Here is a 25,957-nt window from a genome sequence, read left to right as displayed (position 1 = left end):
AAAACTTAAATATCAAGGAAGGAGTTTTAAATATGAACAATCTACAAATATTTAAAAATAATACTTTTGGTGAAATAAGAGTAATTGAGATAAAAGAAGAGCCTTGGTTTGTTGGAAAAGATATAGCAGAAAAGCTAGGGTATAAAGATACATCTGATGCTTTAAAAAGACATGTTGATGATGAAGATAAGGGGGCGGGTGAAATACCGACACCTGGAGGAAATCAAAATATGAGGTTAATTAATGAAAGTGGACTTTATTCTTTAATATTAAGTTCTAAGTTGCCAAGTGCAAAAACATTTAAACGTTGGGTAACTAATGAGATACTACCAAGTATTCGTAAAACCGGAGGATATATACATACAACAGAAGATATGTCAGATGATGAAATAATGGCAAGAGCATTACAAGTAGCTCAAAAGACAATAGAAAAGAAAAGTAGAGAAATAGAGGAAAAAGATAAGGTAATTCAGTTACAACAACCAAAAGTACTTTTTGCTGATGCAGTAGCCTCTTCTGATGACTCTATATTAATTGGAGAGTTAGCAAAGCTACTAAATCAAAATGGAGTTAACACAGGCGAGAAAAGATTATTTGCATGGCTAAGAGATAATGGTTACTTAATAAAACGCAAAGGTGAGGATTATAATACACCAACTCAAAAGAGTGTTGACTTAAAAATAATGGAAACTAAAAAAAGAGCAATATATAACCCTGATGGAAGCACAAAGATTACTAAAACACCAAAAGTAACGGGCAAAGGACAGATATACTTTATCAACAAATTGAAATCAGTAAATCAAATATCAATGTTAGGTTAAATAAAACCAGCACTTTGAAAACTAAATATAAAATAAAAATATCTCCCTTAAAAGTTTTTTAAAGAGAGATAAACACTTTATTTTGTAACTATTTGAATACATGATGGATGAATGCAATAGTTTTTATCTTTGTAATCTACAGAAACATAATTACTAGAGTACATCTCATCAAGGTTCCCATTAATATATTCTACTGCATTGCAACCATTTATAGTGCCAATATCAGTTATATCAATCCAGTTATTAAATATCTTAACATAAACAAATTTCATGATAACACCAACTTTCATTAGAATTTAAATTAATTATAACATGGTGTATTGAGATAATGTGTTAAGAAATAGATACAGAATATTCAAAAGAGGTGAGATAGATTGAATAGTAAAAAGAAATATACACTGAGTATTACAGAAGAATTATATGTTAAATGCAAAGAAAAAGCTAATCAAAGAGGTATGTCAGTAAATGAGTACATACTATCAGTGATTAGCAAAGCTTTATAAATGTTATTCTTCAATATTGACTTTTATTTCTCCTTTTGTTTGTTCATAATTTTCAACATGCTTCTTTATTAGTTGTTCAATTTCTTTATTAGCAGAACGACCTTCACTTTCTGCAATATACTTAATTTTTTCAAGTAAAATTTTATTTATTCGCAAAGTGTATTTAGGCAATGAAGTTGACATAATAATACCTCCTTTTTAAAGTCTAAATGATGTCATTATTATATCATAAAAATAATTTATAGAAAATCTATAAAATATATTGACGGCATAAAGACGGCGTGATATTATTAAAACAAGAAAGGAGTTGACGGCAAAATGAACTCAAATAAAAAGAGAATAACTGTTAGGATGCCCGAAAAATTAAATGAAGAAATAACCAGAAAATCAAAATACTTAGGATTAACGAAAAACTCATTTATAATAGACATTTTATGGAAAGAATTTGATTCATCTAAATATAAAAATAACAATAAGGAGGACAATAAATATGAATGACTTAACAATTATCAAGCAAAACAATAAATACTTAGTTGAGAGTAGAGAAGTAGCTGAATTAATAGAAAAAGACCATAATCAATTATTAAGAAGTATAAGAGGTTACATAAGTGTATTAAAGCAGAGTGCAAAATTGCACACTGATGATTTTTTTATTGAAAGTACTTACAAGAATGAAAATAATCAGAAATATCCTTGTTACTTATTAACTAAAAAAGGTTGTGATATGGTGGCTAACAAAATGACAGGAGAAAAAGGGATTATATTTACAGCAATTTATGTAACTAAGTTTGAAGAAATGGAGCAAGAGTTAAAAGAACAACAACCTAAATTACCAACTACATATAAAGAAGCATTACAACAGTTGTTAATAGAAGTTGAAGAAAAAGAGTACTTACAATTACAAAGCAAGATGAAAGACCAAGTTATAAACGAACTCAAACCTAAAGCAGATTACACAGACACAATACTAAAAAGTGATAGTTTGGTTACGATAACTCAGATTGCAAAAGATTATGGTATGAGTGGTACAGAAATGAATAAATTGCTTCATAAATTAAAGGTGCAATATAAGCAAAGTGAGCAATGGCTTTTATATAAGGAACATCAAGGCAAAAGATATACTCACTCAGAAACAATAGAGATAACTAGAACTAATGGAAATATAAGTACAAAAATGATAACTAAATGGACTCAAAAAGGAAGATTGTTTTTACATGACTTATTAAGAGCAAATAACATATTGCCAGAAATAGAAAAGAATAATAATCAACAATTATCAATGTTAGGTTAAATTGAACCAGCACTTTGAAAACCAAATACAGAATATTTTGAAATATATTATTTTAATTAATTATTAACTAGGAGGTTAAATACATGAAAAATAATACAAGTGATTCAAGAGTAAAATACTTTTGCAAGTGTCCATACTGTGGGTTTGACAATGAGGTAGAAGTTAAAAAAGGATTGAAGCCTAAGATATGTTGCTTATGTACAAAAGAAGTTGAATATGAAAAACTGGAGCAACAAAGTACTCCAGCAAAATAGAAATTAATAGATACGAATATTATCATAAGAATCTAATTCTTTTTCTAGTTCATTTACAACATGATTATATTGAAGTACATATTCTGCTGCAAAGTTAGAGTTTGATATACGCTCTTGACATGCAGGACATGTTAAACCATGGTTGCAAATTTCTCTAAATTTAGATTCTGTTATGGTAACTTTAATAATAAAAATAAAAGCCCTATTTCTAGGACTCTTGTTGAATGTGTTTTTCTTGAATTATCAAAAGTTCCTGAATTTGTTTTTCTATAAAAACCTTATATTCATCATCTAGTTGTTCATATTTTTCGGCTATTAATTTAGTTAAGTCATTATAACTTTTTAAACCATCTAAGCTATTATCATCATCATTAATTAGCCAATCTTTGTCCACATTATGAGTCAAAGAAACGCAATTAATAAACATTTGAGTTGGTTTTACATTGTCTAATTCGAGATTTGTAATATTGGCTCTTGAAACTCCGATAGTTTTAGCAAAATCACTTTGTGTTAAACCTTTTGTAGTTCTTATTAGTTTAAGTTTTTCGGCAAAGTTCATGTTTACACCTCCTAAAAATATAATACCATGGGCAATTGTTTATGTCAATACAAAATGTTGCCAAACAAACAAAAAACGTTTTAAAAAGGAGTGTAAAAGTGTTGACACAAACAAAAATAGATGTTAATATGTATTTATACAAACAAAATATTGTTGAAAAAGTAATCATACAAACATTAATCAAGAGGTGAAGTAAATGAAAAAAAATATGAATGAATCAATTAAGACAGGTACAGAAATAGGTATATTAGCAACAGAATTAGAACCAATATATCAAGCTTATATATTAAATTCTATCAATAATTTTTTATTCGCTCAAAAAACACAAAATTCAAAATTAAAGATTAAAAATAGAACGGGGGATATTGAAGATGAAAAGTAATTTACAAGTATTTAGAAATAAAATTTTTGGAGAAATAAGAGTATTAGATAAAAATGGAGAGTGTTGGTTTATAGGAAAAGATATAGCAGAGCAATTAGGTTATTCAAATGTAAGTGATGCTTTAATAAAACATGTTGATGAAGAAGACAAAGAGCAAATCGCATTTCACGATTTGAAAGAATTAGGATTTATTGATATAGGAACAAAGGGTACTCCTATTATTAATGAAAGTGGACTTTATTCGCTAATATTAAGTTCTAAGTTACCAAATGCAAAAGCATTTAAGCGTTGGGTAACTAATGAGGTATTACCAAGTATTCGCAAGACTGGTACATATAACATAATAGATTCTCAGCAAAAGGATAGTTACATAATAGAAAATCCGATAGAGCGTGCTAAACGTTGGATAGAGGAGCAAGAAGAAAAACAACTAGTTATTCAAGAAAATCAAGTAATGAAACCAAAAGCAGATTACTTTGATGCTTTAGTAGAAAGAAACTTACTTACAAACATAAGAGATACGGCAAAAGAACTTGGAGTCAAAGAAAAAGTGTTTGTGTCATGGCTAATAGAGAAGAAATATTGTTATAGAGATACAAAAGGTAAAATAAAGCCTTATTCTAACAAGATGCAATATTTTGAGTTAAAAGAGTTTACAACACCACATGGACATTCAGATACTCAAACATTAATAAATCCAAAGGGAAGAGAAGCATTTAGATTATTACTTATAAAAGATGGATTAATTACAGAAAAAGAGCAAGGGTGTCAAATAACTTTATTAGGTTAAGTAAAACTAGCACTTTGAGAATTAAATACAGAATATTTTGAAATATATTATTTTAATTAATTATTAACTAGGAGGTTAAATACATGAAAAATAATACAAGTGATTCAAGAGTAAAATATTTTTGCAAGTGTCCATACTGCGGGTTTGACAATGAGGCAGAAGTTAAAAAAGGATTGAAGCCTAAGATATGTTGCATGTGTACAAAAGAAGTTGAATATGAAAAACTGGAGCAACAAAGTACTCCAGTAAAATAGAGATTAATAGATATAAATGTCTTTACAAGAATCTAATTCTTTTTCTAAAGTATCAACAGCTTGATTGTATCTGTGTACATTCGATATTACAGATTTAATGTTTTGAATATCTTCTTTGCATACAGAACATGTTAGTCCGTTATTGCAAACTTCCCTAAAATAAGAGTCATTTATGATGATTTTTGTGTCACAGTTCGAACAAGCAGCTTCAATTTTAGTTATTTTATCAATAGTCATAAGTCACCACCTAACCATATATTTGTAGGATATATCCTACAAATATATTATATCAAAGGAGGAAATTAATGGCAATTAATGACAACATAAACAAAATTTTAAGAGATAGAAATTTAAAAGCATGGAAATTAGCAAAAGAAATAGGAGTAGATTCAGGAAATTTATATGCAATTTTAAGAGGAGAAAAGAAGAACCCAACTGTAAACACTTTAATAAAAATAGCTGACTATTTAGACATTACATTAGATGAATTAGTCGGAAGATAGGAATGATAAAAATGAAAAATAAAGAAAAAGCATTATTACTTAGAGCAGTTCTAATTTTAATTTTCTACTTTTTAGGAATTGAATTTAGCAAAGTTTTCTTTAAATAATAAATCTACATATACAGAAAGGGTGAGATAAAAATGAGCACAGCATTACAATTCATAGACACAAAAGATTTAGTGCAAGAATTAATGCAAAGAGATGATACAACAGACATCATAAAGATGTTTTTAGATAGAGAAGGAATTAAAAGAATGGATTTAGTTACAGTAAAGGAGTTCTGTGAGTACTTGAAAGTTTCTGATTCAACTGCAAGAAACATGATAAGAGAAGCAATGGCACAAAACCATTATACTGTAATTCCTCTAGGTAGTTCATACAGGATAGATTTAATTTCTTTTGAAGAATATGTAATGAAAAATGCAATGAAAGATAGGAATGTAATGAAAAAGAGAAAGGGGGTGATTTAATTGACTCTAAGATGGTTTCTAAGATTCTGTATAAAACATAAAAAAGTACCTACACCAAAGTTTTATATAGAGTGTATAAGTTACATGGAAGAATGTAAGCAAAGAGGACTCGAACTTTAAGGGGGGATTGAACATGGAAGTAACAAGAAGATTTTTAGAATATAAGATACAAAGTTTAAGAAAGAAGATAGAGGACAGAGAATCAATCGGATATAAGTGTAAGTCAGATGAAAAAGTGCTAGGAGCATATGAGGATATTTTGCTTATGCTAAATTCAGAAATTGAATCAATAGGGGGAGTGGAAAATGAAAAGTAGACAAGAATTAATTAAAGATATAGAAAAATACAGAAAAGCACAATACTTAATATATTTAGATATAGTACAAAGGGCATGGGCAGATAGAAGTCTTACAACAGATGAACAAGACAGAATTAAGCATGAAGCATATGCAGAGTACAAGAGGATAGAAAAAGATACAGAAGAAGCAGAAGAACTGCTAATGAGAGAAGAATTTGAAACAGATAGACCATTAAGTGTTCAAATAATGTAGAAAAGAGCCATTCCAGTGGCTCAATTCAAAAACATACTAAAATTTAATTAGCTATATTATAGCACAAGGGGGAAGAAATGAAAACTAGAAATGAGATAATTAAGGATTTAGAAAATAGAGTATTTATATTAAAATTTACTAGATTTGAAGGAATAGAAGCAGAACAAGCTTTAGGAAGTATTGCAGGACTAGAATATTGTATAAAAAGGCATAAAGAAAATTGGACAATAGAGCAGTTTAAAGAAGATTTAGAAAAGCAAAAATCAGATGGTTTATATGGAGACTATATAGATGGATGGGAAGGTGTTTTAAAAAGAAATATAAAGGACATGGAGCGTGGTGGAATTGGAATCTAATAATATTTACATTAAATTGATGGATGTAAGAGTTAAGTTCAGTAAGTTAAATCTAAAGAAAAGTGGAGAGAATAAGTTCGCTAACTTCAAGTATTTTGAGTTGGCAGACTTCTTGCCACAAGCGACAGAGTTATTAGAAAAAGCCAAATTATGCCCCATAGTAGTTTTTACAAATGACTATGCAACATTAACATTAATTAACGGAGAAAAACCAACAGAACAGATTGTATTCACTTCTCCAATGCGAGATTTACAGTTGAAAGGTTCTAATGAGTTACAAGCATTAGGAGGTATAGAAACCTATCAAACTAGATATTTATATATTCAGTTACTCAACATAACTGAGAATGATAGTTTTGACGCAGTAAGTGGAAAAGATGAATCTAAAAGTAATTCTAATAATACTCAACAAAGTAAAAGTACAGTAGATAGAATATTGACTGACAAACAACTAAGTAGATTATATGCAATAGCTAATAGCGTTGGAGTTAATAAAACATTATTAAAAGAGCAAGTTTTCAAACAACTAGGAAAAGATATAAAAGATTTAAATAAAAGTGAATATGATGCTGTTTGTGCAGCATATGAGAAACAAGGTTTTAAAGGAGCATAACAGGAGGTGATAGAGTGGCAGTTTTTAGACAGATATATACAAGCTTTTGGACTGACCCAAAGGTACAAGAGGAATGGACACCAGAAGATAAATTCTTCTTCATACTTCTTCTTAGTAATCCTCAAACAACACAAATAGGAGTTTACCAAGTAACTAAAAAACAACTAGCATTTTGGATGGGATACTCAGAAGAAAGTATAAGAGCATTAATGGATAGATTTATAAATCACCATAAGTGTATTAAATATAATCCCGATACTAGAGAAATTGCCATAAAAAACTGGGGCAAATATAACCTAACTAAAGGTGGCAAACCAATTGTGGATTTACTCAATAAAGAACTCAAAGAGGTTAAAGATATTGAGTTAATAAAATATGTAATTCCATCAATAGAAAAATCAGATATAAGAAAAATATTTGAGGACTATTATGAAATGGCTAGAAATAGCGATTCATACGATACGTCGACGATACGTGAACGAATCGTACCACGATACGGGGACAATAACAATAAGAATAACAATAAGAATAACAATAAGAATAACAACAACAATAAAGACGATTCGGTGGTTGTGGATAAAATAAAACAATACTTTGATTTAGAATCTAAAGACATTGAAAAAATTGTTGATGTATTTATACATACAGGTAGAGGAATTGACTACTTAGAAGAAAAACTAAGGTTGGTTAAAAATACAGATGGAGTAAAAAGTATCACAGGTTATCTTATAAAAGCATTAGAAGAAGATTACAAGCCTATACAAAGTAAATTCAATAAAAATAAGTTTCATAATTTCAATGAAACCTTTGGACAATATACAGATGAGGAATTAAAAAACATGGCTACAAGAGGTCAACTTGAAGAAAGTAAATTTGGATAAATTAAATAATCTAGGGAGTAGTTATACAATATTACTTCCTAGAAGTTAAAAATATTGGAGGGAAAATGGAAGAAGAGTATGGAAAAATCTTTTTAGAGTGTGATGGTGAAAGATTTGAATTTATACAGAACAATTCAACAGAAAAAATCAAGTTAAGTAATAGAAAAACTGATAAATATGAACCATTAACAGGGAAAGGAACTTTTGAGATTATATCTGTAAATGAGTGTTTAAAAAAAGATATGTTGTGGCTTAAAATATTGTATTTATCAGCATCTATAGCGAAAATAATGCAATATAAAATGTTAGGTATTTCAAAATGAGGAGAGCTGAAATGTTGGAAAAGACAAGAAAAAATAAGGTTAATGTTTGTTATAAATGCAGAAATGAAGATATAAGTAAGGATGCAAGGTATTGCAAGATTTGTGGAATAGGATTAAGAGTTATGGAATTAGTGAGTGTTTTTAACTTTGAAACAGGAGAAAAAACATGCTCATTTTTAACAGGCAAAGAATGTCTTATAGATTTTGGAGATTTAAGAGAAGGCAATATGTGTAAGTTATTCTTTGAAAATTCAGAATTAAGAATTATTGGAGTAGAAAATATTTATCAAGATGAAAGAGGTATATTTATTGAAGCTGGCGAGTGTAGCTATGAAATAATATTTAAAGATTTGGAGTGGTAGAATATGGCTAAAATTTGGGTAGATGCAGGAACGTTTTTAGAAAAAACTATTGATATAGAAGATATGTTTGAGCTTAATTTAAGAAAAGTAAGACAAGCAAATGAAAGTAAGAAAATAAAGCTGAAACTTAATGAATCGAAATTCAAGAAAATAAGGAAAAAACCAACTAATGATACAAAAAGTAAACCTATAAAAGTTTTTAATATTGAAACTGGAGAAGTTAGGATTTTTAAAAGTGCAAAGGCTGCAAGTAAATATTTAAAAATTAGTGGAGATTATGCTAGTTGTTTAGCTAGAGAAAATAGAGTAACTAGAGAAGGTTGGAAAGCTGAATATATTCAAGGAGTGACAGATGGTATTAGCAAATGTAGAGCAAGTAATTAAGTTAGCTGAAAAGATAATAAATAAGAGAAAGTGTTCAATTAATAAAGCAATTGATACAGCTATAAAAATATTAAGTAGATATGAATGTGAGGGGATGTTAGAAAAATGAAATTAAAAGATATTATAAAACTTGGAGAAAAATATTGCTATTGCCCTGATTGTGGTAATGAAAAGATTGGAAATGATGAAGGCAAGTTAATAGTTGAAGAACACACATATTATAGAGAATGTAAATGTGGATTTAATATATTAGTTGATGATAGAAAGAATGAAATCTAATGAATATCTTAACTAGTTTACTTTTAATAGGAATTAGTTTTGTAGCAGGTAGAATTTATGAGTATAGATTGAATCTGAAAGAGTGTGAAAATTGCGATAATATGGGAGGATTTAAAAATGAGTAAAGTTATACAATGTGATTTTTGTAAGAGAATATTTGAAAAATATAATGGAGAATGTATTGAGCTATATAAAAAGGATTGTAGCAAAGGAGTACTTGGGATGGATAAACACATATGCCCAACTTGTTATGAAAAATTGGTTGAAGGGGAAATAGAGAAAGTAGAAAATGCTAAAAGATTTAAGGATAAATTGATAGACTTTTTGTTTGAACATGAGATTTGTGACTGTTGTGCTTGTGATTGTATGTTTGTTTCTGATGATGAAAAAAAATGCAGGGCAGGAATTAGAGAATGGGTTGAAAATGAGGTGGAAGAGTAATGAACGAACTCATACAGTGCGATTTTTGTAAGAAGACAATTAATGTTGAGAAACAAAAATATTTTATTAATAAAGAAAAGGGCAATACAAGTCTACTTAGGTATATAGACATACATATCTGTGAAGATTGTTGGAATCTTGGAATAAAAAATTATTGTAAAAATAAAGAAGGAGCTAAGAATGACTAATTTTGAAATGATAAAAAGTTTGGATGAGGATGGAATGGCTGATTTTCTTGGGAGTACTGATTGTGTTTGTGAGTATTGTGCTTATGAAATTGAGACTTGTATCTATAGTTGTTTTGTTGGATGCAAAGAGTGGCTTGATATGGAGGTAGAAGAATAATGCATGAAGAAGAATATGAACAATTAAAGTGCGAAAGAGAGGATATAATAAAAAAACTTGAGGAGTATAAACAATTAAAGCGTACAGAAGAAAATATAACGAAAAAAATTGAGAAATATGAAGAATTGAAACATAAAAAAGAGCATGCATATAAGCAAAGTCAATTTCTTTATGCAGGAACACATGGAGATGGAGTAATAAAAATAGTTTTTTCTAATTTTACAGAAGGATATACAAATTTTAGTATACATGAAGAAGCGACAGAAGAAGAGTTCGAATTAGCAAGAAGAGCATTGCATGAAGTTCTTTGCAAACTTACAAGTAAATACATGGAAGATATGCAAAATATCTAATTAAAACAGTTTAGAGAGTTGCAAAATTTATCTTAATATAAATATTGTTTAAGTGTTTTGCGACTCTTAAAAATGAAAATAGAGAGGGGAATAAATGTCAAAATATATATTGAGATGGCAAATGGGATTGTTGTTAGAAAATAAAAGAATTCACTACACATATGGTAGTAAAGAAATGTTAAGACAAAAAGCAGAAGTATTAGCTAAAGATGACAAGATATTATTTATAACAATAGATAAGATAGATGAAGTTATAAAAGATACTAGAAGTCAGAAAATGGCTGAATATTTTGAGAATGAAGGGGTGGAGTTGTGATAATATGTGCAATGGTTAAAACTAATAAAAAAGGTTCGTATACTCATGGTGAAATTAAAGTAGATGATGATGTTTTAAAAGGTATGAGTGATGAAGAAAAGACAGAATATATGAAAAAAATAGCTCAAGAATACATTTGTGAAAATCTCATAGATTGGTACTGGTTTGGAATTGGAGAAAATAATTAAAGGGGTGAATTATGATAATACACAAATTTATAATACATGTTTTAGATAAGAATAGCGATACTCCAATATTAAATGATTTTGAGGGGAGAGTTAGTCAAGATATTGAAGTTTTCTTTCAAAAGAAAATCAACAAAGTATTAAGAGATAATGACATCAGAAAAGCAGTATTTAATGACTATAGTAACAATCTGATTAAGAAGTGTTGTGAACAGATAATATATGATGAAAGTTCATTTTTAAATAACTCTAAAGAGATTGCAGCTTATTTATTTGAGGTTATGAAAGTGAATGCTACATTAGAATCTTGTGACTTAGCAATATGTTTATATACTGAAAAAGATGAAAAGAGAGTTGCTATATTAAAACTTGATTACAACAAGTCGTATACTCATTCTATTGAGTTTGAAGATGATAAATTTAACATACAGATGTCAGCCAATGAAGTTAATATACAAGAGACTAAAGCAATTAAAATAGGGGCAATTATTGGTTTGAGTGGAATGAATGACGAATACCATTTAAGAGTCTTAGACAAGGATGCAGAAAAGGAAGAAACTAATTCTAAGTTTGTTACAGAGTTTTTAAATGCTACTAAAATTAAAGATGATAAGTATAAGACTAAGGTGTTTAAAGGCTTGGTAGATTCCTTTATAGCGAATTTATATAGTGATATGAAGCAGGGCGAAGACGTAAGAAGTATCTTGCTTTACATGCTAAGAGAAAAGCAAAAACTTGATATAAATGAGTTTACTGAAATAGCAATAAAGGAAGACTTAAAAGATAGTTTTAAGGACCATGTGGAAGAAAAGGGAATTGAAAATTTTAATATTGATAAAAAGTGGGTTGAGAAAAATCTAAAAAATAGACATATAAAAACAGATACAGGATTTGAGATAAAAGGCAAAATGGATGATTTTGAGGATTTTATGAAGTATGGCATTAGACATAATGGGAATGGAACTGTAGATATAATTATTAAAAATGTAAGTTTTTATAGTGAAAAATAAGGAGGTTGCAATGAAAAATCAAGGTCGTTTTGTACTGAATAAACTTGGAACAGTAGATGAAGTAATGAAAAAAGTTGAAATGGATGAAAAAGAAATAAATGTTTATTTAAAAGAACTAAAAGAATGTGAAAAAGCAAAAGTTTTGATTATTGGTAAAGATGGAATTGAAATTCCAATAGTTTTTAAAGATGAAACTATGAACGAATGGTTAAGAAAAGAAATTGAGATAAGTTTTGATAAATTTAAAGATGAAATTATGCAGGTCAAACAAATATTGCTTAAAATTACAGGAGATAATTAGAAAGCTGGAAGGTGCTCATATGACTAATAAAGAAATGTGCGAGTCAAAGAATCTTGGTGAAAGAGAAGTGTATAAGAAATTTAGGAAAGAGATTTGTAAAAGTTGCAAAAACAATAATAGAGATTGTAAAAGTGAAGATTGTGATACAACATACAAAAATTGGTTGGAGGATATTTATTATGCTTAGCATCTATAAAGTAAAACTTAAAACTAAAAGAACCTTAGAGCAAGTGAAAAATCAAAGTGTAGACTTTGAGTATTCAGAAGAAGGATTAAAAGATGCACTTAGATACTATAATTTGATTGATGGTTTAGAAGTAATTGTATTTAAATTAGGGGATGAATATTGTCTAGCTAATTACAATGAGGAAGATAGAAAAATAATAATGGAAGCACATTATATTTTAGAGCAGGATGAATATACTGGATGCTATATAAATGAATATGAACGATTTAAAAAAGATTGGGAAAATGGTGAATGTGATGGGGAATCTTGTATGGTGTTTTCAGATGATGAAATTGAGATAATTGAGAAATTAAGGGAGGGTTAAGTATGAATAAAAGAATTAAATTAAAAAAAGGATTGCTTCATAAAAAATGTGATGAAAGATGTGTCAATTATGACTTTGTAATTAGTAATAAGCTTACAACTTGTAATGTGTGCATAGGGTGCAGATACAAAGAAAACATGGATAAAGTATGTGAAGAAAACTATAAGGAATTAAAAAAATAAAATAAATAGTCAAGGTAAGTTTGTGAATGAAACTAGAATGTTATAGACTTACTTTGACTTATAAAGAGGTGATTGTATGATACATGAATTACAAATATCTTCTAGCACTTTTAAAGATGTAATTAAGAATAAAAAACAAATTGAAGTAGAACATACAGCAGATTTTAAAGCAGGAGATACAGTTATATTACAGTCATTTAAAGATAAAAAATTTACAGGAATTGAAGTAAACAAAGAGGTTGAGTATTTTGTTAAATTGGGAAATGGGTATGTGCAATTAGGAATAAAATAGAGGAGGAATTTATATGAAAAATAAAAAAGATGTGTGGCTATATAGTAAAGATAGAGAATATTTTGATAGTGATGAATACGAAAGCAAAGAAGCAGCAATTAAGGGTGCTGTAAAAGATGGGATTACTAAAATAGTTTATGTTGGCAAAAGAGAAGAAGCTTATATCCCTTGCGTAAATGCAGAAAACATACTAGATTATGTTCAAGATAGAATTGATGATGAATTTGGAGAATTTGGAGAGAGCTGGTCAAGTTATGTAAAGGATGAGGATGAAAAAACACTTGATGATAGATTAAATGAAGTATTCGAAAATTGGATAAATGAATTTGGATATAAGCCATATTGGTACATGGTTGTAGATGTAGAAGAAATAGAAATATAGAGGAGAAAACAATTGAGCAAATACAATAATAAGAAAACTATAATAGATGGAATTAAATTTGATAGTAAAGATGAAGCAGAATACTATTTATATCTTAAAGATAAGAAAGCAAAAGGAGAAATTAAAGATTTTGGGCTACAACAGAAATTTGAGTTACAACCAAAATTTAAGAAGTTTGGAGTTTCTGAAAGAGCTATTACATATACAGTTGACTTTGCGATATATAAATGGAATGGAGAAGTTGAATATATAGATGTAAAAGGGTTTGGAACTCAGCAAGGAGAGATAAAAAGAAAGATATTTGATTATAACTTTCCTGAAAAATTGACATGGGTTTCTAGGAGTAAGAAATATGGTGTAGATGGTTGGATAGAGTATAAAGAATTGAATAAGAAAAAAAGAGACGCAAAAAAGAATAAGAAGTAAATACTGAAGCTTACAAGATGTACTTAGTTTTTCATAAAAATGTGAAAAAGCTAAACAAAGAATATATCAAATGATAAAGGAGAGATAGACTATGAATGAAAATATAAATAAAGAAATAACAGTACTTGGAACTTTAGAAGTTGAGGGAATGAAATTTCATGATATTGAGGGTGGGTTTGGAAAAGGTAAGAAAGCAATGCTAGTAAAGGATATAGCTGATATACATAATAGAGAACTGAAGGAGATAAATAAAAATATAAATAATAATAGAAAAAGATTTAAAGATATGATAGATATATTAGATTTAAAAGTGAGTGATTTAAAATCACTGAGTTTAGAAATGGGTTACTCTAATCAATCTTATGCAAATGCAAATAACATTTACTTGTTATCTGAGAGAGGTTATTCAAAACTACTAAAGATATTAGAAGATGATAAGGCTTGGGAACAATACGAGAAAATAGTTGATGGATATTTCTCTATGAGAAAAGAATTAAATAATCCTCTTTTAAGTGCATCAAAGGAGTTACAGGCTATATTTATGCTAGATAAGAAACAAGAAGTCTTAGAAACTAAAATAGAGAGTGTTAATGAGAAATTAGAGAACTTTATGGATGATGCTCCACTATTTAATGTTGAATGCGAGAGTATTGTTAAAGAAGTTAAGAGAATAGCAACAAAATCACTTGGAGGACATGGTAGTAGGGCTTATAAAAATAAATCTCTAAGAGGCAAAGTTTATAGTGATATATATCATCAAATTAAACGAGAATTTGGAGTAGAAAGTTATAAGGCTATAAAGCGTTGCCAGTTAGATAAGGTACTGGAAATAGTAGATAATTATAAGCTACCTACAGTTCTTGAAGAAGAAATAAGATTATTAAATAGTCAATTATCAATAGTAAGTTAAGACAGGGAAGACTTTCCCTCTTTAAAGGGGAAAACCTTCAATAGGTTAATTAAAAAGAAAAGGAGTGCTTTCACACTCCACTTGTCAAAAATATAAAACTTTTATATACAAATATTATTATAACATAAATAATTGATAGGAGTGTGGAAGTATGAATAAAAAGACACTATTCCAAGAGGTTGAGGGAAGATTATATAACTATAAAAAATTAGAAAGTCAAATAAGAATAAAAGATATATATATTAAAAAGTTAGAAAACGAGTTTTGCGGATGTAAGGCTCAAAGTTATGAAGAAAAAACAGGACTTACTTATAATATAAGTTCAAGTGTGGAAAATGAAGTTATTAAAAGAGAAGAGGATTTAAATAGATTAAAAGAAGATAAGAAAACACTAGAGATTGAAAAAGAAACTATAGAATGTGCATTAACAAGTTTAAATAGCTTTGAAACAGAGTTCTTCAATGAAATGTACATGAACAATGAAAAAATTAACATGGATTATATGTCTAATGCTATGCACATAGATAGAAGTCATTGCTTTAGAATAAGAAAAAGAATAGTTTGCAAAATCATGGATATGTTATATCCGAAAATAAAAGAGTTTGAATTGCCCATTTTTTCATGGAAAGCTTAAAAATGAGACTATTTTGAGACTTTTTGGAGACTATCGTGAGACTTTTTATTGGCAAAAACGTGAGATAATAATATTGTGGAAATAAAGATTTCCCTCTCAAAACTAAATATATATTAGGCTAGGGTTAAGGGATTGCCCTAGCCGCTATACAATAATAGAGAAAGTAATGATATATTTGCGAATATATTATGGATTTAAAAAAAGATGCCAAAACTGCATGCTCTATTATTATAAAGGGCTTAGATGTCAGTGACAGAAAGTCTTTTATGTGAACAGACTAGGCAGGGCATGAGGATGCTGTTAGTTCAATTCTAACTATGTTCAAAATCTATTGATACACTATATTAAGTATTTGAATTGATATTAAAATCTCATACAATTTTGTATCTTAATTCAGAGGTCTAAAAATCGGGTGGGGCTTGGTAACCTCACTCACCATAGCAGTATAGCTCAGATGGTTAGAGCAGTCGATTTATACTCGAAAGGTCATAGGTTCGATTCCTATTACTGTTACCACAAAGTATATACCTCCCCTATAAAAAGACTAAGTTTGGGTAAGCTTAGTCTTTTATTTTTTTTACAGGAGTATGACAATATGAATGATTTAAGAAGAAAGATAATAAAAGAATTAGATAAATTTAATATAAAAGCAGATGATGAATTTTTGGAATATGCAGTTGAACACATTAAAAAGTTTATAGATGAAGGTATAGATGATGAAAATTTGCTAATAAGAGGAGTTGTGCTTGGAGCAAGTTATGTAGTTAATATGGAGAATAAAGACTTGGATTAATTTCTAAGTCTATTTTTATACAATAAATTAAGAAGGAGAATGATATTATGAAAGTATTTTTAGGAGGAACTTGTAATGAAAGCACTTGGAGAGATGAATTGATTAGTTTGTTAGAAATTGATTACTATAATCCAGTTGTACCTAATTGGACAGAAGAATGTATGGAAAAGGAAAGAGAACAAAGAAAAACTTGCGACTATTGTTTATACACAATAACACCACTTATGACTGGGGTATATTCGATTGCAGAAGCAGTAGAAGATTCTATAAAAAGACCTCACAAGACTATTTTCTGTTTATATGACTCAATTAGAGATGAAAAGAAATTTACTATATCAGAATTAAAATCTTTAAATGAAGTTGGTAATATGGTTAAAAGAAATGGTGGAAAGTATTTTACTAATTTGCTTGATACAGCACTTTATTTAAATAAAAAAGGGGAGTATTAAAAAATGAATAAAAATTCAATAACTCAGCAACAAATAGATGATTTGTTTAATCAAGCAGAAAAGAAAGTAGAGATTTATTGGGATAAGTGTACAGTAATGACAATACAATTACCTAATGGGTTTACTCTAGTTGGTCATAGTGCCTGTGTTGACCCTGCAAACTATGATGAGCAAATAGGACTAGATATTTGTGAAGAGCAAATTAAAAAAGAACTTTGGAAATTAGAAGGATATAGACTTCAATGTGAACTAGGAAAATTATAAAAGGAGGATTAAATTATGGAGATTAAAAACAGTTTATGCACACAAAATTATACTAAGCTTTATTGCGAGGATAAAGAAGAATGGAAGTATAATGCCCCATGTTACTTTATATTAGGAAGAACAGATTGTGAGGATGATTGTATAGAACCAATTCAATATCTTAGTTTTCAAGAAGGAGCTGTAAAAGAATGTGGCGTCAATGGAATTAATAATGAAGATGTAATATTAGCAGTTATAACAAGATTAGAAGCATTTCAAGATAGCGAATATGCTTGTAAAGAGAATGAGAAGGCTATAGAGAAGTTAGAAGAATGCTTGATGTGGCTTAGAAAAAGAACTTTAGATAGACAAATGAGAAATATTGAAGGAACTAGTGGTATTTAGAATAGGAGGCCTTAAATTAGAAGATATAAAATTCTAGGTCTTTTTTTATTCCCAAAACGACAAACAAACGAGGTGGTGATGTGCAAGATGTCAAAGAAAAGGTAAAGCAAGATTACCTAAAAGGTATGAAACAAAAGGAAATATCAGCAAAGTATGACATTAGTTTAAATACTTTAAAGTCATGGATAAAGAGATACAATTGGTCTAGTGAAAAAAAGAAAGGTGCACCTAAAAGTAAAAGGGGTGCACCCATAGGTAATAAAAACGCTACTGGACCTCCCGGAAATAAGAATGCTGAAAAGTTTGGTTTCTTCTCAAAATATCTACCCAAAGAGACTCAAGACCTAATTAATGAGATAAAGAATAAAGATAAATTTGATATTCTTTGGGAACAGATAACCATTCAATATGCAGCAATAATAAGAGCACAAAAGATAATGTATGTTAAAGATAAGGAAGAAATGATTAAGGAATTAAAGAAACATGAAAGTACAGAAAATGGTGAGAGGATAGAGTATGAATTTCAATTTGCATGGGATAGGCAAGCATCTTTTCTTAATGCACAGAGTAGGGCAATGAGTGAGTTAAGGAGTTTAATTAAGCAGTATGATGAAATGATTCATAAGGATTGGAATTTGGCTACAGAGGAGCAGAAAAATAGAGTTGAAAAGTTAAAATGTGAAGTAAGAGAACTTAATAGAACTGATGATGAAGATGATGAATTAAAAATAGTAATAGATTATGGTGATTTTAATGATAACTAGAGTACAATTTAATCCATCTTTTAGAGAAGCTAACTTTACTAAAAAAAGATACAGAGCAATGAAAGGTTCAGCAGGTAGTGGAAAGTCTGTTAATGTAGCACAAGACTATATACTAAAGTTAGGAGATAAAAAGTACCAAGGAGCTAACTTATTAGTAGTTAGAAAATCAGAAGCTACGCATAAATATTCAACATATGCAGAACTTACAGGAGCTATAAATCGTATTTATGGTAAACAAGCTGATAAGTATTGGAAAACAACTCTAAATCCTTTAGAAATTAAGAGCAAAGTTACTGGTAATTCTATAATTTTCAGAGGGGTTAATGATGCAAAACAAAGAGAAAAATTAAAATCAATTAACTTCTCAAAAGGTAAGCTAACATGGGTTTGGTGTGAAGAAGCTACAGAACTTATGGAAAGTGATATAGATATACTAGACGACCGTTTAAGAGGTATTTTGACTAATCCTAATTTATACTATCAAATGACATTTACATTTAATCCGGTTTCAGCCACTCATTGGATAAAAAGAAAATATTTTGATTATAAAAATGATGATATATTCACTCATCATAGTACTTATCTACAAAATAAATTTATTGATGAAGCTTACTATAGAAGAATGCAAATGAGAAAAGAGCAAGACCCTGAAGGTTATAGAGTATATGGACTTGGAGAATGGGGAGAAACTGGTGGAGCAATACTTAAAAATTATGTTATACATGAATTTCCTACAGAATTTGAATACTTTGATAATATGAGGTTATCACAAGACTTTGGATTTAACCATGCAAATGCAATACTTAGAATTGGTTTTAAGGATGGTGAACTATATATATGTAATGAAATATATGTACATGAAATGGATACATCAGAAATAATAAAGATTGCAAATAGTAAAGGTTTAGAAAAGAATCTATTTATGTACTGTGATAGTGCCGAACCTGACAGAATTAAAATGTGGAAAAGTGCAGGGTATAAAGCTAAAGGAGTTAAAAAAGGACCTGGAAGTGTTAAAGCTCAAATAGATTATTTAAAACAGTTAAGAATACATGTACATCCTAGTTGCACCAATACAATAAAAGAGATTCAACAATGGAAATGGAAACAAGATGAAAGAACAGGGTTATATCTTGATGAACCAGTTGAGTTTATGGATGATGCAATGGCTGCTCTTAGATATTCTATAGATAATAAACTTAAAAATAATGGAATAAGCTTCTTGAAGTAAAGGAGGTGTTGAATATTTATATAAGTGAAACAGATTTAATAAAAGCTCAACTAAAAAAAGAGAGTACTTTTAATCTAGCAAGAGTTATAGAACATTATATTTTAAAACATAGACCAGAGAGATACAAACAAGGAGAAGAATACTATTATGGTAATACTGATATAAACAATAAGAGAAGATATTATTTCTTAGATGGAGCTAAGGTTGATGATTTTACTAAAGTTAATAATAAGGCAATTAATAACTACCATAAACTTTTAGTTGACCAAAAAGTGGGCTATAGTGTTGGAAATCCAATAGTATTTAATGCAGATGATGACAATTTCACTAAGCTTTTAAATGACCTGCTAGGGGAAGAATTTGACGATACAATAACAGAACTATACCTTAATGCTAGTAATAAAGGGATTGAATGGTTACATCCATATATTAATAGAAAAGGTGAGTTTAAATATGTAATAATACCTGCTGAGGAAGCTATTCCTATTTGGGATAGTAAGAGGCAAAAGGAATTAGTTGCATTTATTAGGTTTTACTACATTGAAGATATAGATGGTAACAAGATAAAAAGAGTTGAATATTATACAGAAAATGACGTAACTTACTTTATTGAAAGAGGTAATAGTTTTGTTCAAGAGCTTTTATATGATGAATATGGAAAATTAACAGAGATACAAGAAGGACATTTCAAAGTAAATAATAAAGAGCAAGGATGGGGTAAAGTTCCATTTATACCTTTCAAAAATAATGAAAAGTGTGTCTCAGATTTAACTTTCTATAAATCATTAATAGATATATATGACAATAATATTTCTACACTAGCAGATAATTTAGATGAGATACAAGAGTTTATTTATGTATTAAAAGAGTATCCAGGCACAAGTCTACAGGAGTTTATAGATAATATAAGATACTATAAATCGGTTAAAGTAGATGATGGAGGTGGAGTTGATAAATTAGAAATAAGTATACCTATTGAAGCTAAAAAGGAACTTCTTGACAGATTAGAAAAAAATATAATTATTTTTGGTCAAGGAGTTAATCCTGAGTCTCAAAACACAGGTGATAAATCGGGTGTAGCACTTAAATTTTTATATTCACTACTTGATTTAAAATGTTCTAAGACTGAAAAGAAGTTTAAAAAAGCAATTAGAGAGCTTTTATGGTTTGTATGTGAGTATTTAAAGATAAGTAGTAGTAAGAGCTATGATTATAAATCAGTTCAAATAACATTTAATCATTCCATGATAATAAATGAAGCTGAAAAAATAGACATGGCTTCTAAATCAATTGGAATTATATCAGATGAAACTATTGTTAGTAATCATCCTTGGGTTGAAGATGTAAATGACGAACTTGAGAGACTTAAAAAACAGAAAGAAGAAAGTATGAAAGAATATGAAGATGTTTTTCCAATTAAAAAGAAAACTAAAGAAGGTGAGCCTATAAATGAATAATATGGATTACTGGATAAAGATTTTTAATCAGTTAGAAGAAGATGTTCATAACAAAGGTGATACCTTTAACAAGGAACTAGAAAAACAATATGATTTAGTTTTATATAATATTATTAGAGAAATAAATAATTGGTATATGAAATTTGCTAAAGATAATAAAATAAGTATGCAAGAAGCTGAAAAGTTATTAAATTCAAGAGAATTAGCTGAACTTAAATTATCATTAGAAGAATATATCAAGTATGGAGAAGAAAATGTAATTAGTCAAAAGTGGCTGAAAGAACTAGCAAGTGCAATTAAAAGAGTTCGTATAAGCAGACTAGAAGCATTAGAGTTAAAAACAAGGCATCAAATTGAAGTATTATATTCAAAAGAGTATGAGAATGTAAATAGACTTGTAACAGATACTTATAAAGATAGTTATTATCATACTGCTTTTGAAACTCAAAAAGGTGTAGGCTTAGGAGTTTTATTAGCTATGCTTATCCCAAATATGATTAATAAAATAATTAATAAACCTTGGACTACTGATGGAATAACATTTGGTAATAGAATTTGGAATAAGCATAGACCAAGGTTAATAAGCGAACTTAACAAAGGATTAAAACAAACTTTAATTAATGGAGCATCTCCTGGAGACTTAACAAATAAAATTAATAAAAACTTTAATACAAGCAAAGAAGAAGCTAAGTTATTAGTAAAATCTGAGCTTGCCTTTTTTAGTTCAGCAAGTCAAAGGGATTGTTTTAATAGTCTAGGGGTTGAGAAATATGAAATAGTAAGTGCATTAGATAGCAGGGTTTGTGAGAAAAGATGTAGTCCTCTTGATGGCAAAGTTATTGAAATGAAGTATTATGAAATAGGAATTACAGCTCCACCATTTCATCCTAGATGCAGATGTGTAATAGTACCATATTTTGATGGTGAAGAAAGTTATAGGGCTGCAAGAGAAGAAGACGGTGAGACTTATTATGTGCCATCAAGTATGAAGTATAAAGAATGGTATGAGAAATATGTTAGAGACACTTACTAAATTAGTAGGTGATTTTATTATGTGAAAATTTATTGAAAGGGTGACTTGAAATGCTTAAATTATATATTTTATCAGTAATTGTGTTTTGTACAGGGCTTTACTTATTAAAAATGAGGGTTGATGGTAACAAGGAATTAATTGAATTATTTAAAAGTATGAATGTTAGAAAAAGAAAAAAATATAATTTTATTTTTCTAGCTTTATTCCCACTACTCAATTTTATTTTAGGTGTGATACTCATACCATATTCTTTGCTTGTTAGTAATGAAAATATGGTTAAAGCTTTAAGGAGGAATAAGTAATATGGCTAAGTTTAAAAAGAAATCCGAGGAAGTAGAAGCTTTTAAATGGATATTAGGAAGTCCAAACACTCCTAGATGGTTTTATCAAGCTTTTGAGAAGGGAACTATATGGCTTGATGAATCTTTAAACTCTATGAATCGTAAAGGTGAAGTAAAGAAAACTATCTGTATAAAGTATGGAAATGGAGTCATTAGAGCAAATAATAGAGATTGGATTATAAAAGATAGTGAAGGTAAAATCTATTCTTGTGCATGTGGGGAATTTGAAAAGTATTATGAGGATTTAGATGATGAAAAAACAAAGATTTCTGATAAAGTTTTCAAATATCCAAGTGAGATGGTATCAAAAGAGGTAAGGTTAATATGTCCAGAAATGAAACTTGAAATTGTAGGATTTAAGGAGGATGAATAAATGGCTAGATTTGTAAAGAAAGCAATTGAAGTGGAAGCTTTTAGATTTGACATAGATGTAGAACCAACAGTATGGATACGAAAAGAGATTGAACGTGGCAACGCTTGGGTTGAACACTCTATTGCTAAGGGAGATGCTAAATTATTCATAAGAACTCTTGAAGGGGTAATATATAAAGCTAACATAGGAGATTACATTATACAAGGTGTAAAAGGAGAAATATATCCTTGTAAAGCAGATATATTTGAAATGACCTATGAGAAAGTTGAATATACTGCAACTATTGAGAATTTAACAAATTATGTTGAAAATTTAGAACAAAAGCATAAATACATTGATAAAGAAAAGATTAAGAAAAATAACTTAGAATTTTCAGCTAAGTTGGAGCTAGATACAACAGATTTTGAGGAAAATATAAAAAGTGCTACAAAAGAAATTGACATATTTAACGAAGCAGTGAGAAATTTAGAAGAAAATTTAAATAGAATATTTGGAAAAGAAAAAATTAATGAAACAAAAATAAAAATAAAAAGTCCTACAAAGCAACTTTCTAATGAGGATTTGAAGTATATAAGAGAGCTAGCATCTAAAGATATAAAAACACGTTTTGCTAAAGAAGGGAAAATTAAGATAGATTATTAGATAAAAAAGTGGGTGATTTTAATGTGTATATTAACTCAAGTTATAGTTGTAGTTTGTGTAGTACAAATTGTTATTAATTGTATTGCTAATCTTAGTGTAAGTATTCTTTGCAATAAATTAAAAAAAGAAAATAAAGCTAATATTGATAATGTTTCTGATGAAATTTTAAAGAAGGTAAAAGAAGAACTAAATAAATCATTAGATAAAAGTCTTTAAAAGGTTTTTTATTAGGTAAGAAATAGAAGGAGGGTGTATTATTGAAAGAATATATGATTTGGTTTAAAAGTGGTAATAGCATATCTGGAATAGTAGATGAAGATGTTGCTGATAAGTTAATGCAAGATTTTATTGAAGCTGACTCAGGTAGGGATTTGAAAGGGTATTTAGATGAAGATGGAACAACAATAATAGATTTATCACAAATAGAAGCTATATCAATAAATAATTGTGATGAGAATAATAATATTGGTTTTAGTAAGTCCTAGATAGGGCTTTTTTATTTTGTAAAAAATGAAAGGAGATATTAAAAATGGATTGGATAAAAGAATTACTAGAAGGAATAAAAATAGAGGATAACAAAATTGATGTAGCTTCTCTTCAAAAGTCTATAGAAAAGAAAATAAAAGAGACTACAGTTACTCAAGAAGATTATGTAAATATTGAAACACAACTTAATACAGCTAATGAAACTATTAAAAAGTTTGAAGGAGGTATGACAAAAGAAGATGTAGAGAATCTAAAAACAACTTATGAAACTGATAAGAAAACTTTAGAAGAAACTTACAAAAAAGAAATTGAAGAAAAAGACTTTAATTATTGGTTAGGTGATGCTTTTAAATCTGTTAAATGTAGGGATGAAATAGCATTAAAAGCTCATTTAGACATGGAAGCACTAAGAAATAGTAAAGATAGACAAAAAGCTTTTGAAGAGCAAATAAACCCTTTAAAAGTTGATAAAGATTATTTATTTAATGCAACACTAGAAGGTGAAGAACCTAAAACAGATACTATAACACCAGGAGATGCGCAATTAAAATCAACTGGATTTAAATTTAACTTCAATGGTGTAAAACCACATGAAAATAATAAACAATAACTAGGAGGAATAAGAATATGGCACAACCATTAGAATACGCAAAGGAATACTCACAAGCTCTAGCACAGGCTTATCCATATGTACTACATTTTGGAGAATTATATGCTACAGAAAATAATGGTAGATACAGATGGACTGGTTCTAAAACAATAGAAATACCAACTATAAGCACGACTGGGAGAGTTGATTCAAACAGAGATACAATAACAGCAGCTCAAAGAAATTATGACAATGCCTGGGAACCTAAAGTACTAACGAATCAAAGAAAATGGTCAACATTAGTTCATCCAGCAGATATTGACCAAACTAATTATGTAGCTTCAATAGGTAATATAACTCAAGTATACAATGAAGAACAAAAATTCCCTGAGATGGATGCTTACTGCATATCTAAAATATATGCAGACTGGACGGCTCTAGGTAACACAGCAGATACAACCTCTCTTACAACAGCAAATATCTTAGAGGTTTTTGATAAGTTAATGGAAAAAATGACAGAAGCTAGAGTACCTGCTGTTGGAAGAATATTATATGTTACACCAGGAGTTGACACTTTAATCAAGAATGCAAAAGAGATACAAAGAACTGTAAATATAAAAGATGGAGGGACTTCTCTTAATCGTCAAACAACTGATATTGATTCAGTTAAGATAGTTAAAGTGCCATCTAATCTTATGAAAACAGTATATGACTTTACTACTGGCTGGAAAGCAGGTGCAGGAGCTAAGCAAATATTTATGTCCTTAATACATCCAAGTTCAATAATTACACCAGTTTCTTATCAATTCTCTACATTAGATGAACCAAGAGCAGTTACAGAAGGAAAATACTTGTACTTTGAAGAAAGTTTTGAGGATGTATTTATATTAAATAAAAAAGCTGATGCAATACAATTTGTTGTTGAAGCGTAGAAAAGGAGTGATATATAGTGCCACAAGTAAAAAAACTAAATAGAATACTAACTATAGAAGAATGTAGAATAGATGATTTCTTGGAGATGGGATATGACTTAATAGATGAAACTGGTAAGGCAATAAAGTATGGTAAGTCATTAAATATAAAAGATTTGGTAGCTGAAAATAATATTTTAAGAAATAAAGTAGAATCTTTAGAAGAAGAAAATAAGCAGCTTAAAGATAAAGTAAGAACTTTAGAGGAAAAAGATATCCAATCTATAGAAAAAGCAGAACCTACAGAAAAAAATAAGTCTAACAAAAAGTAGGTGT

57 protein-coding genes and 1 tRNA gene are annotated in these 25,957 nt (G+C 28.8%); 54 read left to right on the top strand and 4 right to left on the bottom strand.

Annotation, left to right across the window (positions count from 1 at the left end; all coding sequences use genetic code 11):
* The first annotated feature begins 32 nt into the window (after positions 1–32).
* Positions 33–821, top strand: a complete 789-nt coding sequence (locus tag IC219_RS17545) for a phage antirepressor (protein WP_227853342.1) — start codon at positions 33–35, stop codon at positions 819–821.
* Positions 822–898: 77 nt separating this feature from the next.
* On the opposite strand, the gene IC219_RS17540 is transcribed toward IC219_RS17545, so the two are convergent.
* The gene (locus IC219_RS17540) at positions 899–1,093 is read right to left on the bottom strand and encodes a hypothetical protein (protein ID WP_227853341.1); all 195 of its coding nucleotides are present in this window, start codon (positions 1,091–1,093) and stop codon (positions 899–901) included.
* Between the two features lie 102 nt (positions 1,094–1,195).
* On the opposite strand from IC219_RS17540, the gene IC219_RS21820 reads away from it, so the two are divergent.
* Positions 1,196–1,324 carry a hypothetical protein gene (locus tag IC219_RS21820; protein ID WP_255613034.1) on the top strand — a complete coding sequence of 43 codons (129 nt, stop codon included), beginning with the start codon at positions 1,196–1,198 and terminating at the stop codon, positions 1,322–1,324.
* 3 nt (positions 1,325–1,327) lie between these two features.
* Here IC219_RS21820 and IC219_RS17535 read toward each other — a convergent pair whose 3' ends face one another.
* Complete coding sequence (locus tag IC219_RS17535; protein ID WP_074438730.1) at positions 1,328–1,507, bottom strand: Arc family DNA-binding protein; 180 nt, start codon at positions 1,505–1,507, stop codon at positions 1,328–1,330.
* A 135-nt stretch (positions 1,508–1,642) separates the two neighbouring features.
* On the opposite strand from IC219_RS17535, the gene IC219_RS17530 reads away from it, so the two are divergent.
* The 3 genes from IC219_RS17530 (at position 1,643) to IC219_RS17520 (ending at position 2,869) form a co-directional block, all read left to right on the top strand.
* Positions 1,643–1,822: a hypothetical protein gene (locus IC219_RS17530; protein ID WP_227482722.1), complete on the top strand. Its 180-nt coding sequence runs from the start codon at positions 1,643–1,645 to the stop codon at positions 1,820–1,822.
* Complete coding sequence (locus IC219_RS17525; RefSeq protein ID WP_227482721.1) at positions 1,815–2,615, top strand: phage antirepressor KilAC domain-containing protein; 801 nt, start codon at positions 1,815–1,817, stop codon at positions 2,613–2,615. Before IC219_RS17530 ends, IC219_RS17525 begins: the two co-directional genes overlap by 8 nt.
* Before the next feature lie 83 nt (positions 2,616–2,698).
* Complete coding sequence (locus IC219_RS17520; RefSeq protein ID WP_227482720.1) at positions 2,699–2,869, top strand: hypothetical protein; 171 nt, start codon at positions 2,699–2,701, stop codon at positions 2,867–2,869.
* A 208-nt stretch (positions 2,870–3,077) separates the two neighbouring features.
* Here the strand turns inward: IC219_RS17520 and IC219_RS17515 are convergent, their stop codons facing one another.
* Positions 3,078–3,428, bottom strand: a complete 351-nt coding sequence (locus IC219_RS17515) for a helix-turn-helix domain-containing protein (RefSeq protein ID WP_227482719.1) — start codon at positions 3,426–3,428, stop codon at positions 3,078–3,080.
* Between the two features lie 196 nt (positions 3,429–3,624).
* On the opposite strand from IC219_RS17515, the gene IC219_RS17510 reads away from it, so the two are divergent.
* The 3 genes from IC219_RS17510 (at position 3,625) to IC219_RS17500 (ending at position 4,854) form a co-directional block, all read left to right on the top strand.
* Positions 3,625–3,810 carry a hypothetical protein gene (locus IC219_RS17510; protein WP_227482718.1) on the top strand — a complete coding sequence of 62 codons (186 nt, stop codon included), beginning with the start codon at positions 3,625–3,627 and terminating at the stop codon, positions 3,808–3,810.
* Entirely contained in the window at positions 3,800–4,600 is an 801-nt protein-coding gene (locus tag IC219_RS17505) for a BRO family protein (RefSeq protein WP_227482717.1), read from the top strand. Before IC219_RS17510 ends, IC219_RS17505 begins: the two co-directional genes overlap by 11 nt.
* A gap of 83 nt (positions 4,601–4,683) precedes the next feature.
* The gene (locus IC219_RS17500) at positions 4,684–4,854 is read left to right on the top strand and encodes a hypothetical protein (protein ID WP_227482716.1); all 171 of its coding nucleotides are present in this window, start codon (positions 4,684–4,686) and stop codon (positions 4,852–4,854) included.
* A 3-nt stretch (positions 4,855–4,857) separates the two neighbouring features.
* Here the strand turns inward: IC219_RS17500 and IC219_RS17495 are convergent, their stop codons facing one another.
* Positions 4,858–5,091, bottom strand: coding sequence for a hypothetical protein (locus IC219_RS17495; protein WP_227482715.1), 234 nt, complete (start codon positions 5,089–5,091; stop codon positions 4,858–4,860).
* Between the two features lie 68 nt (positions 5,092–5,159).
* On the opposite strand from IC219_RS17495, the gene IC219_RS17490 reads away from it, so the two are divergent.
* From IC219_RS17490 to IC219_RS17270, 46 genes are all read left to right on the top strand, one after another.
* Positions 5,160–5,357: a helix-turn-helix domain-containing protein gene (locus IC219_RS17490; RefSeq protein WP_227482714.1), complete on the top strand. Its 198-nt coding sequence runs from the start codon at positions 5,160–5,162 to the stop codon at positions 5,355–5,357.
* 140 nt (positions 5,358–5,497) lie between these two features.
* Positions 5,498–5,827 (top strand): helix-turn-helix domain-containing protein, encoded by a 330-nt coding sequence (locus IC219_RS17485; RefSeq protein ID WP_227482713.1) that lies wholly within the window; start codon positions 5,498–5,500, stop codon positions 5,825–5,827.
* Positions 5,828–5,960: 133 nt separating this feature from the next.
* On the top strand, positions 5,961–6,143 hold the full coding sequence (locus IC219_RS17480; protein ID WP_021385604.1) for a hypothetical protein: 183 nt from the start codon (positions 5,961–5,963) through the stop codon (positions 6,141–6,143).
* A complete protein-coding gene (locus IC219_RS17475; RefSeq protein ID WP_131023942.1) occupies positions 6,133–6,378 on the top strand; it encodes a hypothetical protein in 246 nt (81 codons plus the stop codon). Before IC219_RS17480 ends, IC219_RS17475 begins: the two co-directional genes overlap by 11 nt.
* A gap of 77 nt (positions 6,379–6,455) precedes the next feature.
* A complete protein-coding gene (locus tag IC219_RS17470; RefSeq protein ID WP_227853340.1) occupies positions 6,456–6,734 on the top strand; it encodes a hypothetical protein in 279 nt (92 codons plus the stop codon).
* Complete coding sequence (locus IC219_RS17465; RefSeq protein ID WP_227853339.1) at positions 6,724–7,347, top strand: ERF family protein; 624 nt, start codon at positions 6,724–6,726, stop codon at positions 7,345–7,347. Before IC219_RS17470 ends, IC219_RS17465 begins: the two co-directional genes overlap by 11 nt.
* Before the next feature lie 14 nt (positions 7,348–7,361).
* Positions 7,362–8,228: a hypothetical protein gene (locus tag IC219_RS17460; protein ID WP_227482710.1), complete on the top strand. Its 867-nt coding sequence runs from the start codon at positions 7,362–7,364 to the stop codon at positions 8,226–8,228.
* A 65-nt stretch (positions 8,229–8,293) separates the two neighbouring features.
* Positions 8,294–8,551, top strand: coding sequence for a hypothetical protein (locus IC219_RS17455; protein WP_227482709.1), 258 nt, complete (start codon positions 8,294–8,296; stop codon positions 8,549–8,551).
* 11 nt (positions 8,552–8,562) lie between these two features.
* A complete protein-coding gene (locus IC219_RS17450) occupies positions 8,563–8,913 on the top strand; it encodes a hypothetical protein (protein ID WP_227482708.1) in 351 nt (116 codons plus the stop codon).
* A 3-nt stretch (positions 8,914–8,916) separates the two neighbouring features.
* Positions 8,917–9,297 (top strand): NUMOD1 domain-containing DNA-binding protein, encoded by a 381-nt coding sequence (locus IC219_RS17445; protein WP_227482707.1) that lies wholly within the window; start codon positions 8,917–8,919, stop codon positions 9,295–9,297.
* Entirely contained in the window at positions 9,266–9,406 is a 141-nt protein-coding gene (locus IC219_RS17440; protein WP_227482706.1) for a hypothetical protein, read from the top strand. The genes IC219_RS17445 and IC219_RS17440 overlap by 32 nt, the downstream gene beginning before the upstream one ends.
* A complete protein-coding gene (locus tag IC219_RS17435; protein ID WP_227482705.1) occupies positions 9,403–9,576 on the top strand; it encodes a DUF3797 domain-containing protein in 174 nt (57 codons plus the stop codon). Before IC219_RS17440 ends, IC219_RS17435 begins: the two co-directional genes overlap by 4 nt.
* Positions 9,576–9,701 carry a hypothetical protein gene (locus tag IC219_RS21815; RefSeq protein ID WP_255613033.1) on the top strand — a complete coding sequence of 42 codons (126 nt, stop codon included), beginning with the start codon at positions 9,576–9,578 and terminating at the stop codon, positions 9,699–9,701. The genes IC219_RS17435 and IC219_RS21815 overlap by 1 nt, the downstream gene beginning before the upstream one ends.
* Positions 9,694–10,017, top strand: coding sequence for a hypothetical protein (locus tag IC219_RS17430; RefSeq protein WP_227482704.1), 324 nt, complete (start codon positions 9,694–9,696; stop codon positions 10,015–10,017). The genes IC219_RS21815 and IC219_RS17430 overlap by 8 nt, the downstream gene beginning before the upstream one ends.
* Positions 10,017–10,205, top strand: a complete 189-nt coding sequence (locus tag IC219_RS17425) for a hypothetical protein (protein ID WP_227482703.1) — start codon at positions 10,017–10,019, stop codon at positions 10,203–10,205. Before IC219_RS17430 ends, IC219_RS17425 begins: the two co-directional genes overlap by 1 nt.
* Complete coding sequence (locus IC219_RS17420) at positions 10,198–10,362, top strand: hypothetical protein (protein ID WP_227482702.1); 165 nt, start codon at positions 10,198–10,200, stop codon at positions 10,360–10,362. Before IC219_RS17425 ends, IC219_RS17420 begins: the two co-directional genes overlap by 8 nt.
* On the top strand, positions 10,362–10,715 hold the full coding sequence (locus IC219_RS17415) for a hypothetical protein (protein WP_227482701.1): 354 nt from the start codon (positions 10,362–10,364) through the stop codon (positions 10,713–10,715). The genes IC219_RS17420 and IC219_RS17415 overlap by 1 nt, the downstream gene beginning before the upstream one ends.
* 94 nt (positions 10,716–10,809) lie before the next feature.
* Positions 10,810–11,031, top strand: coding sequence for a hypothetical protein (locus IC219_RS17410; protein WP_227482700.1), 222 nt, complete (start codon positions 10,810–10,812; stop codon positions 11,029–11,031).
* Positions 11,028–11,219 carry a hypothetical protein gene (locus IC219_RS17405; protein ID WP_227482699.1) on the top strand — a complete coding sequence of 64 codons (192 nt, stop codon included), beginning with the start codon at positions 11,028–11,030 and terminating at the stop codon, positions 11,217–11,219. The genes IC219_RS17410 and IC219_RS17405 overlap by 4 nt, the downstream gene beginning before the upstream one ends.
* 11 nt (positions 11,220–11,230) lie before the next feature.
* A complete protein-coding gene (locus IC219_RS17400; RefSeq protein ID WP_227482698.1) occupies positions 11,231–12,226 on the top strand; it encodes a nucleoid-associated protein in 996 nt (331 codons plus the stop codon).
* A 10-nt stretch (positions 12,227–12,236) separates the two neighbouring features.
* Positions 12,237–12,527, top strand: a complete 291-nt coding sequence (locus tag IC219_RS17395; RefSeq protein ID WP_227482697.1) for a hypothetical protein — start codon at positions 12,237–12,239, stop codon at positions 12,525–12,527.
* 19 nt (positions 12,528–12,546) lie between these two features.
* On the top strand, positions 12,547–12,714 hold the full coding sequence (locus IC219_RS17390) for a hypothetical protein (protein ID WP_227831639.1): 168 nt from the start codon (positions 12,547–12,549) through the stop codon (positions 12,712–12,714).
* Positions 12,707–13,078, top strand: a complete 372-nt coding sequence (locus IC219_RS17385; protein ID WP_227831638.1) for a hypothetical protein — start codon at positions 12,707–12,709, stop codon at positions 13,076–13,078. Before IC219_RS17390 ends, IC219_RS17385 begins: the two co-directional genes overlap by 8 nt.
* A gap of 2 nt (positions 13,079–13,080) precedes the next feature.
* Positions 13,081–13,260 carry a hypothetical protein gene (locus IC219_RS17380; protein ID WP_227831637.1) on the top strand — a complete coding sequence of 60 codons (180 nt, stop codon included), beginning with the start codon at positions 13,081–13,083 and terminating at the stop codon, positions 13,258–13,260.
* A 76-nt stretch (positions 13,261–13,336) separates the two neighbouring features.
* Entirely contained in the window at positions 13,337–13,552 is a 216-nt protein-coding gene (locus tag IC219_RS17375) for a DUF3850 domain-containing protein (RefSeq protein ID WP_227831636.1), read from the top strand.
* A 13-nt stretch (positions 13,553–13,565) separates the two neighbouring features.
* Positions 13,566–13,934, top strand: coding sequence for a hypothetical protein (locus IC219_RS17370; protein WP_227831635.1), 369 nt, complete (start codon positions 13,566–13,568; stop codon positions 13,932–13,934).
* A 12-nt stretch (positions 13,935–13,946) separates the two neighbouring features.
* The gene (locus tag IC219_RS17365; protein WP_054270882.1) at positions 13,947–14,360 is read left to right on the top strand and encodes a DUF1064 domain-containing protein; all 414 of its coding nucleotides are present in this window, start codon (positions 13,947–13,949) and stop codon (positions 14,358–14,360) included.
* 91 nt (positions 14,361–14,451) lie between these two features.
* Positions 14,452–15,270 (top strand): ORF6C domain-containing protein, encoded by an 819-nt coding sequence (locus IC219_RS17360; RefSeq protein WP_227831634.1) that lies wholly within the window; start codon positions 14,452–14,454, stop codon positions 15,268–15,270.
* Positions 15,271–15,421: 151 nt separating this feature from the next.
* A complete protein-coding gene (locus IC219_RS17355; RefSeq protein WP_227831633.1) occupies positions 15,422–15,904 on the top strand; it encodes a hypothetical protein in 483 nt (160 codons plus the stop codon).
* A gap of 439 nt (positions 15,905–16,343) precedes the next feature.
* A tRNA-Ile gene (locus IC219_RS17350) sits at positions 16,344–16,420 on the top strand.
* 79 nt (positions 16,421–16,499) lie between these two features.
* Positions 16,500–16,697 carry a hypothetical protein gene (locus IC219_RS17345; protein WP_227831632.1) on the top strand — a complete coding sequence of 66 codons (198 nt, stop codon included), beginning with the start codon at positions 16,500–16,502 and terminating at the stop codon, positions 16,695–16,697.
* Positions 16,698–16,744: 47 nt separating this feature from the next.
* Positions 16,745–17,146: a nucleoside 2-deoxyribosyltransferase domain-containing protein gene (locus IC219_RS17340; protein ID WP_227437403.1), complete on the top strand. Its 402-nt coding sequence runs from the start codon at positions 16,745–16,747 to the stop codon at positions 17,144–17,146.
* Positions 17,147–17,149: 3 nt separating this feature from the next.
* Positions 17,150–17,410, top strand: a complete 261-nt coding sequence (locus tag IC219_RS17335) for a Gp49 family protein (protein WP_227831631.1) — start codon at positions 17,150–17,152, stop codon at positions 17,408–17,410.
* 15 nt (positions 17,411–17,425) lie between these two features.
* Entirely contained in the window at positions 17,426–17,794 is a 369-nt protein-coding gene (locus IC219_RS17330) for a hypothetical protein (protein ID WP_227831630.1), read from the top strand.
* 80 nt (positions 17,795–17,874) lie between these two features.
* Positions 17,875–18,558, top strand: a complete 684-nt coding sequence (terS, locus tag IC219_RS17325; protein ID WP_227831629.1) for a phage terminase small subunit — start codon at positions 17,875–17,877, stop codon at positions 18,556–18,558.
* Entirely contained in the window at positions 18,548–19,789 is a 1,242-nt protein-coding gene (locus tag IC219_RS17320; RefSeq protein WP_227831628.1) for a PBSX family phage terminase large subunit, read from the top strand. Before terS ends, IC219_RS17320 begins: the two co-directional genes overlap by 11 nt.
* A gap of 5 nt (positions 19,790–19,794) precedes the next feature.
* On the top strand, positions 19,795–21,246 hold the full coding sequence (locus IC219_RS17315) for a phage portal protein (protein WP_227831627.1): 1,452 nt from the start codon (positions 19,795–19,797) through the stop codon (positions 21,244–21,246).
* Positions 21,239–22,279: a minor capsid protein gene (locus tag IC219_RS17310; protein WP_227831626.1), complete on the top strand. Its 1,041-nt coding sequence runs from the start codon at positions 21,239–21,241 to the stop codon at positions 22,277–22,279. The genes IC219_RS17315 and IC219_RS17310 overlap by 8 nt, the downstream gene beginning before the upstream one ends.
* A 50-nt stretch (positions 22,280–22,329) precedes the next feature.
* The gene (locus tag IC219_RS17305; protein WP_227482681.1) at positions 22,330–22,581 is read left to right on the top strand and encodes a hypothetical protein; all 252 of its coding nucleotides are present in this window, start codon (positions 22,330–22,332) and stop codon (positions 22,579–22,581) included.
* A 1-nt stretch (position 22,582) separates the two neighbouring features.
* Entirely contained in the window at positions 22,583–22,993 is a 411-nt protein-coding gene (locus IC219_RS17300) for a hypothetical protein (protein ID WP_227482680.1), read from the top strand.
* Complete coding sequence (locus IC219_RS17295; protein WP_227831625.1) at positions 22,994–23,635, top strand: hypothetical protein; 642 nt, start codon at positions 22,994–22,996, stop codon at positions 23,633–23,635. It abuts the gene before it with no gap.
* Positions 23,636–23,656: 21 nt separating this feature from the next.
* On the top strand, positions 23,657–23,851 hold the full coding sequence (locus tag IC219_RS17290; RefSeq protein ID WP_227831624.1) for a hypothetical protein: 195 nt from the start codon (positions 23,657–23,659) through the stop codon (positions 23,849–23,851).
* Positions 23,852–23,892: 41 nt separating this feature from the next.
* Positions 23,893–24,120 (top strand): hypothetical protein, encoded by a 228-nt coding sequence (locus IC219_RS17285; RefSeq protein ID WP_227831623.1) that lies wholly within the window; start codon positions 23,893–23,895, stop codon positions 24,118–24,120.
* Between the two features lie 44 nt (positions 24,121–24,164).
* Positions 24,165–24,731, top strand: coding sequence for a phage scaffolding protein (locus tag IC219_RS17280; protein WP_227831622.1), 567 nt, complete (start codon positions 24,165–24,167; stop codon positions 24,729–24,731).
* Between the two features lie 17 nt (positions 24,732–24,748).
* On the top strand, positions 24,749–25,642 hold the full coding sequence (locus IC219_RS17275) for a capsid protein (RefSeq protein WP_227831621.1): 894 nt from the start codon (positions 24,749–24,751) through the stop codon (positions 25,640–25,642).
* Between the two features lie 17 nt (positions 25,643–25,659).
* Positions 25,660–25,953 carry a hypothetical protein gene (locus IC219_RS17270; RefSeq protein ID WP_227831620.1) on the top strand — a complete coding sequence of 98 codons (294 nt, stop codon included), beginning with the start codon at positions 25,660–25,662 and terminating at the stop codon, positions 25,951–25,953.
* The last annotated feature ends 4 nt before the right edge of the window (positions 25,954–25,957 follow it).

It is taken from the genome of Clostridioides sp. ES-W-0018-02 (assembly GCF_020658175.1).
In the GTDB taxonomy this organism is placed as follows: Bacteria; Bacillota; Clostridia; order Peptostreptococcales; family Peptostreptococcaceae; genus Clostridioides.
Note: the sequence above shows the minus strand (reverse complement) of the source record. Positions and strands in the feature narration are given on the sequence as shown.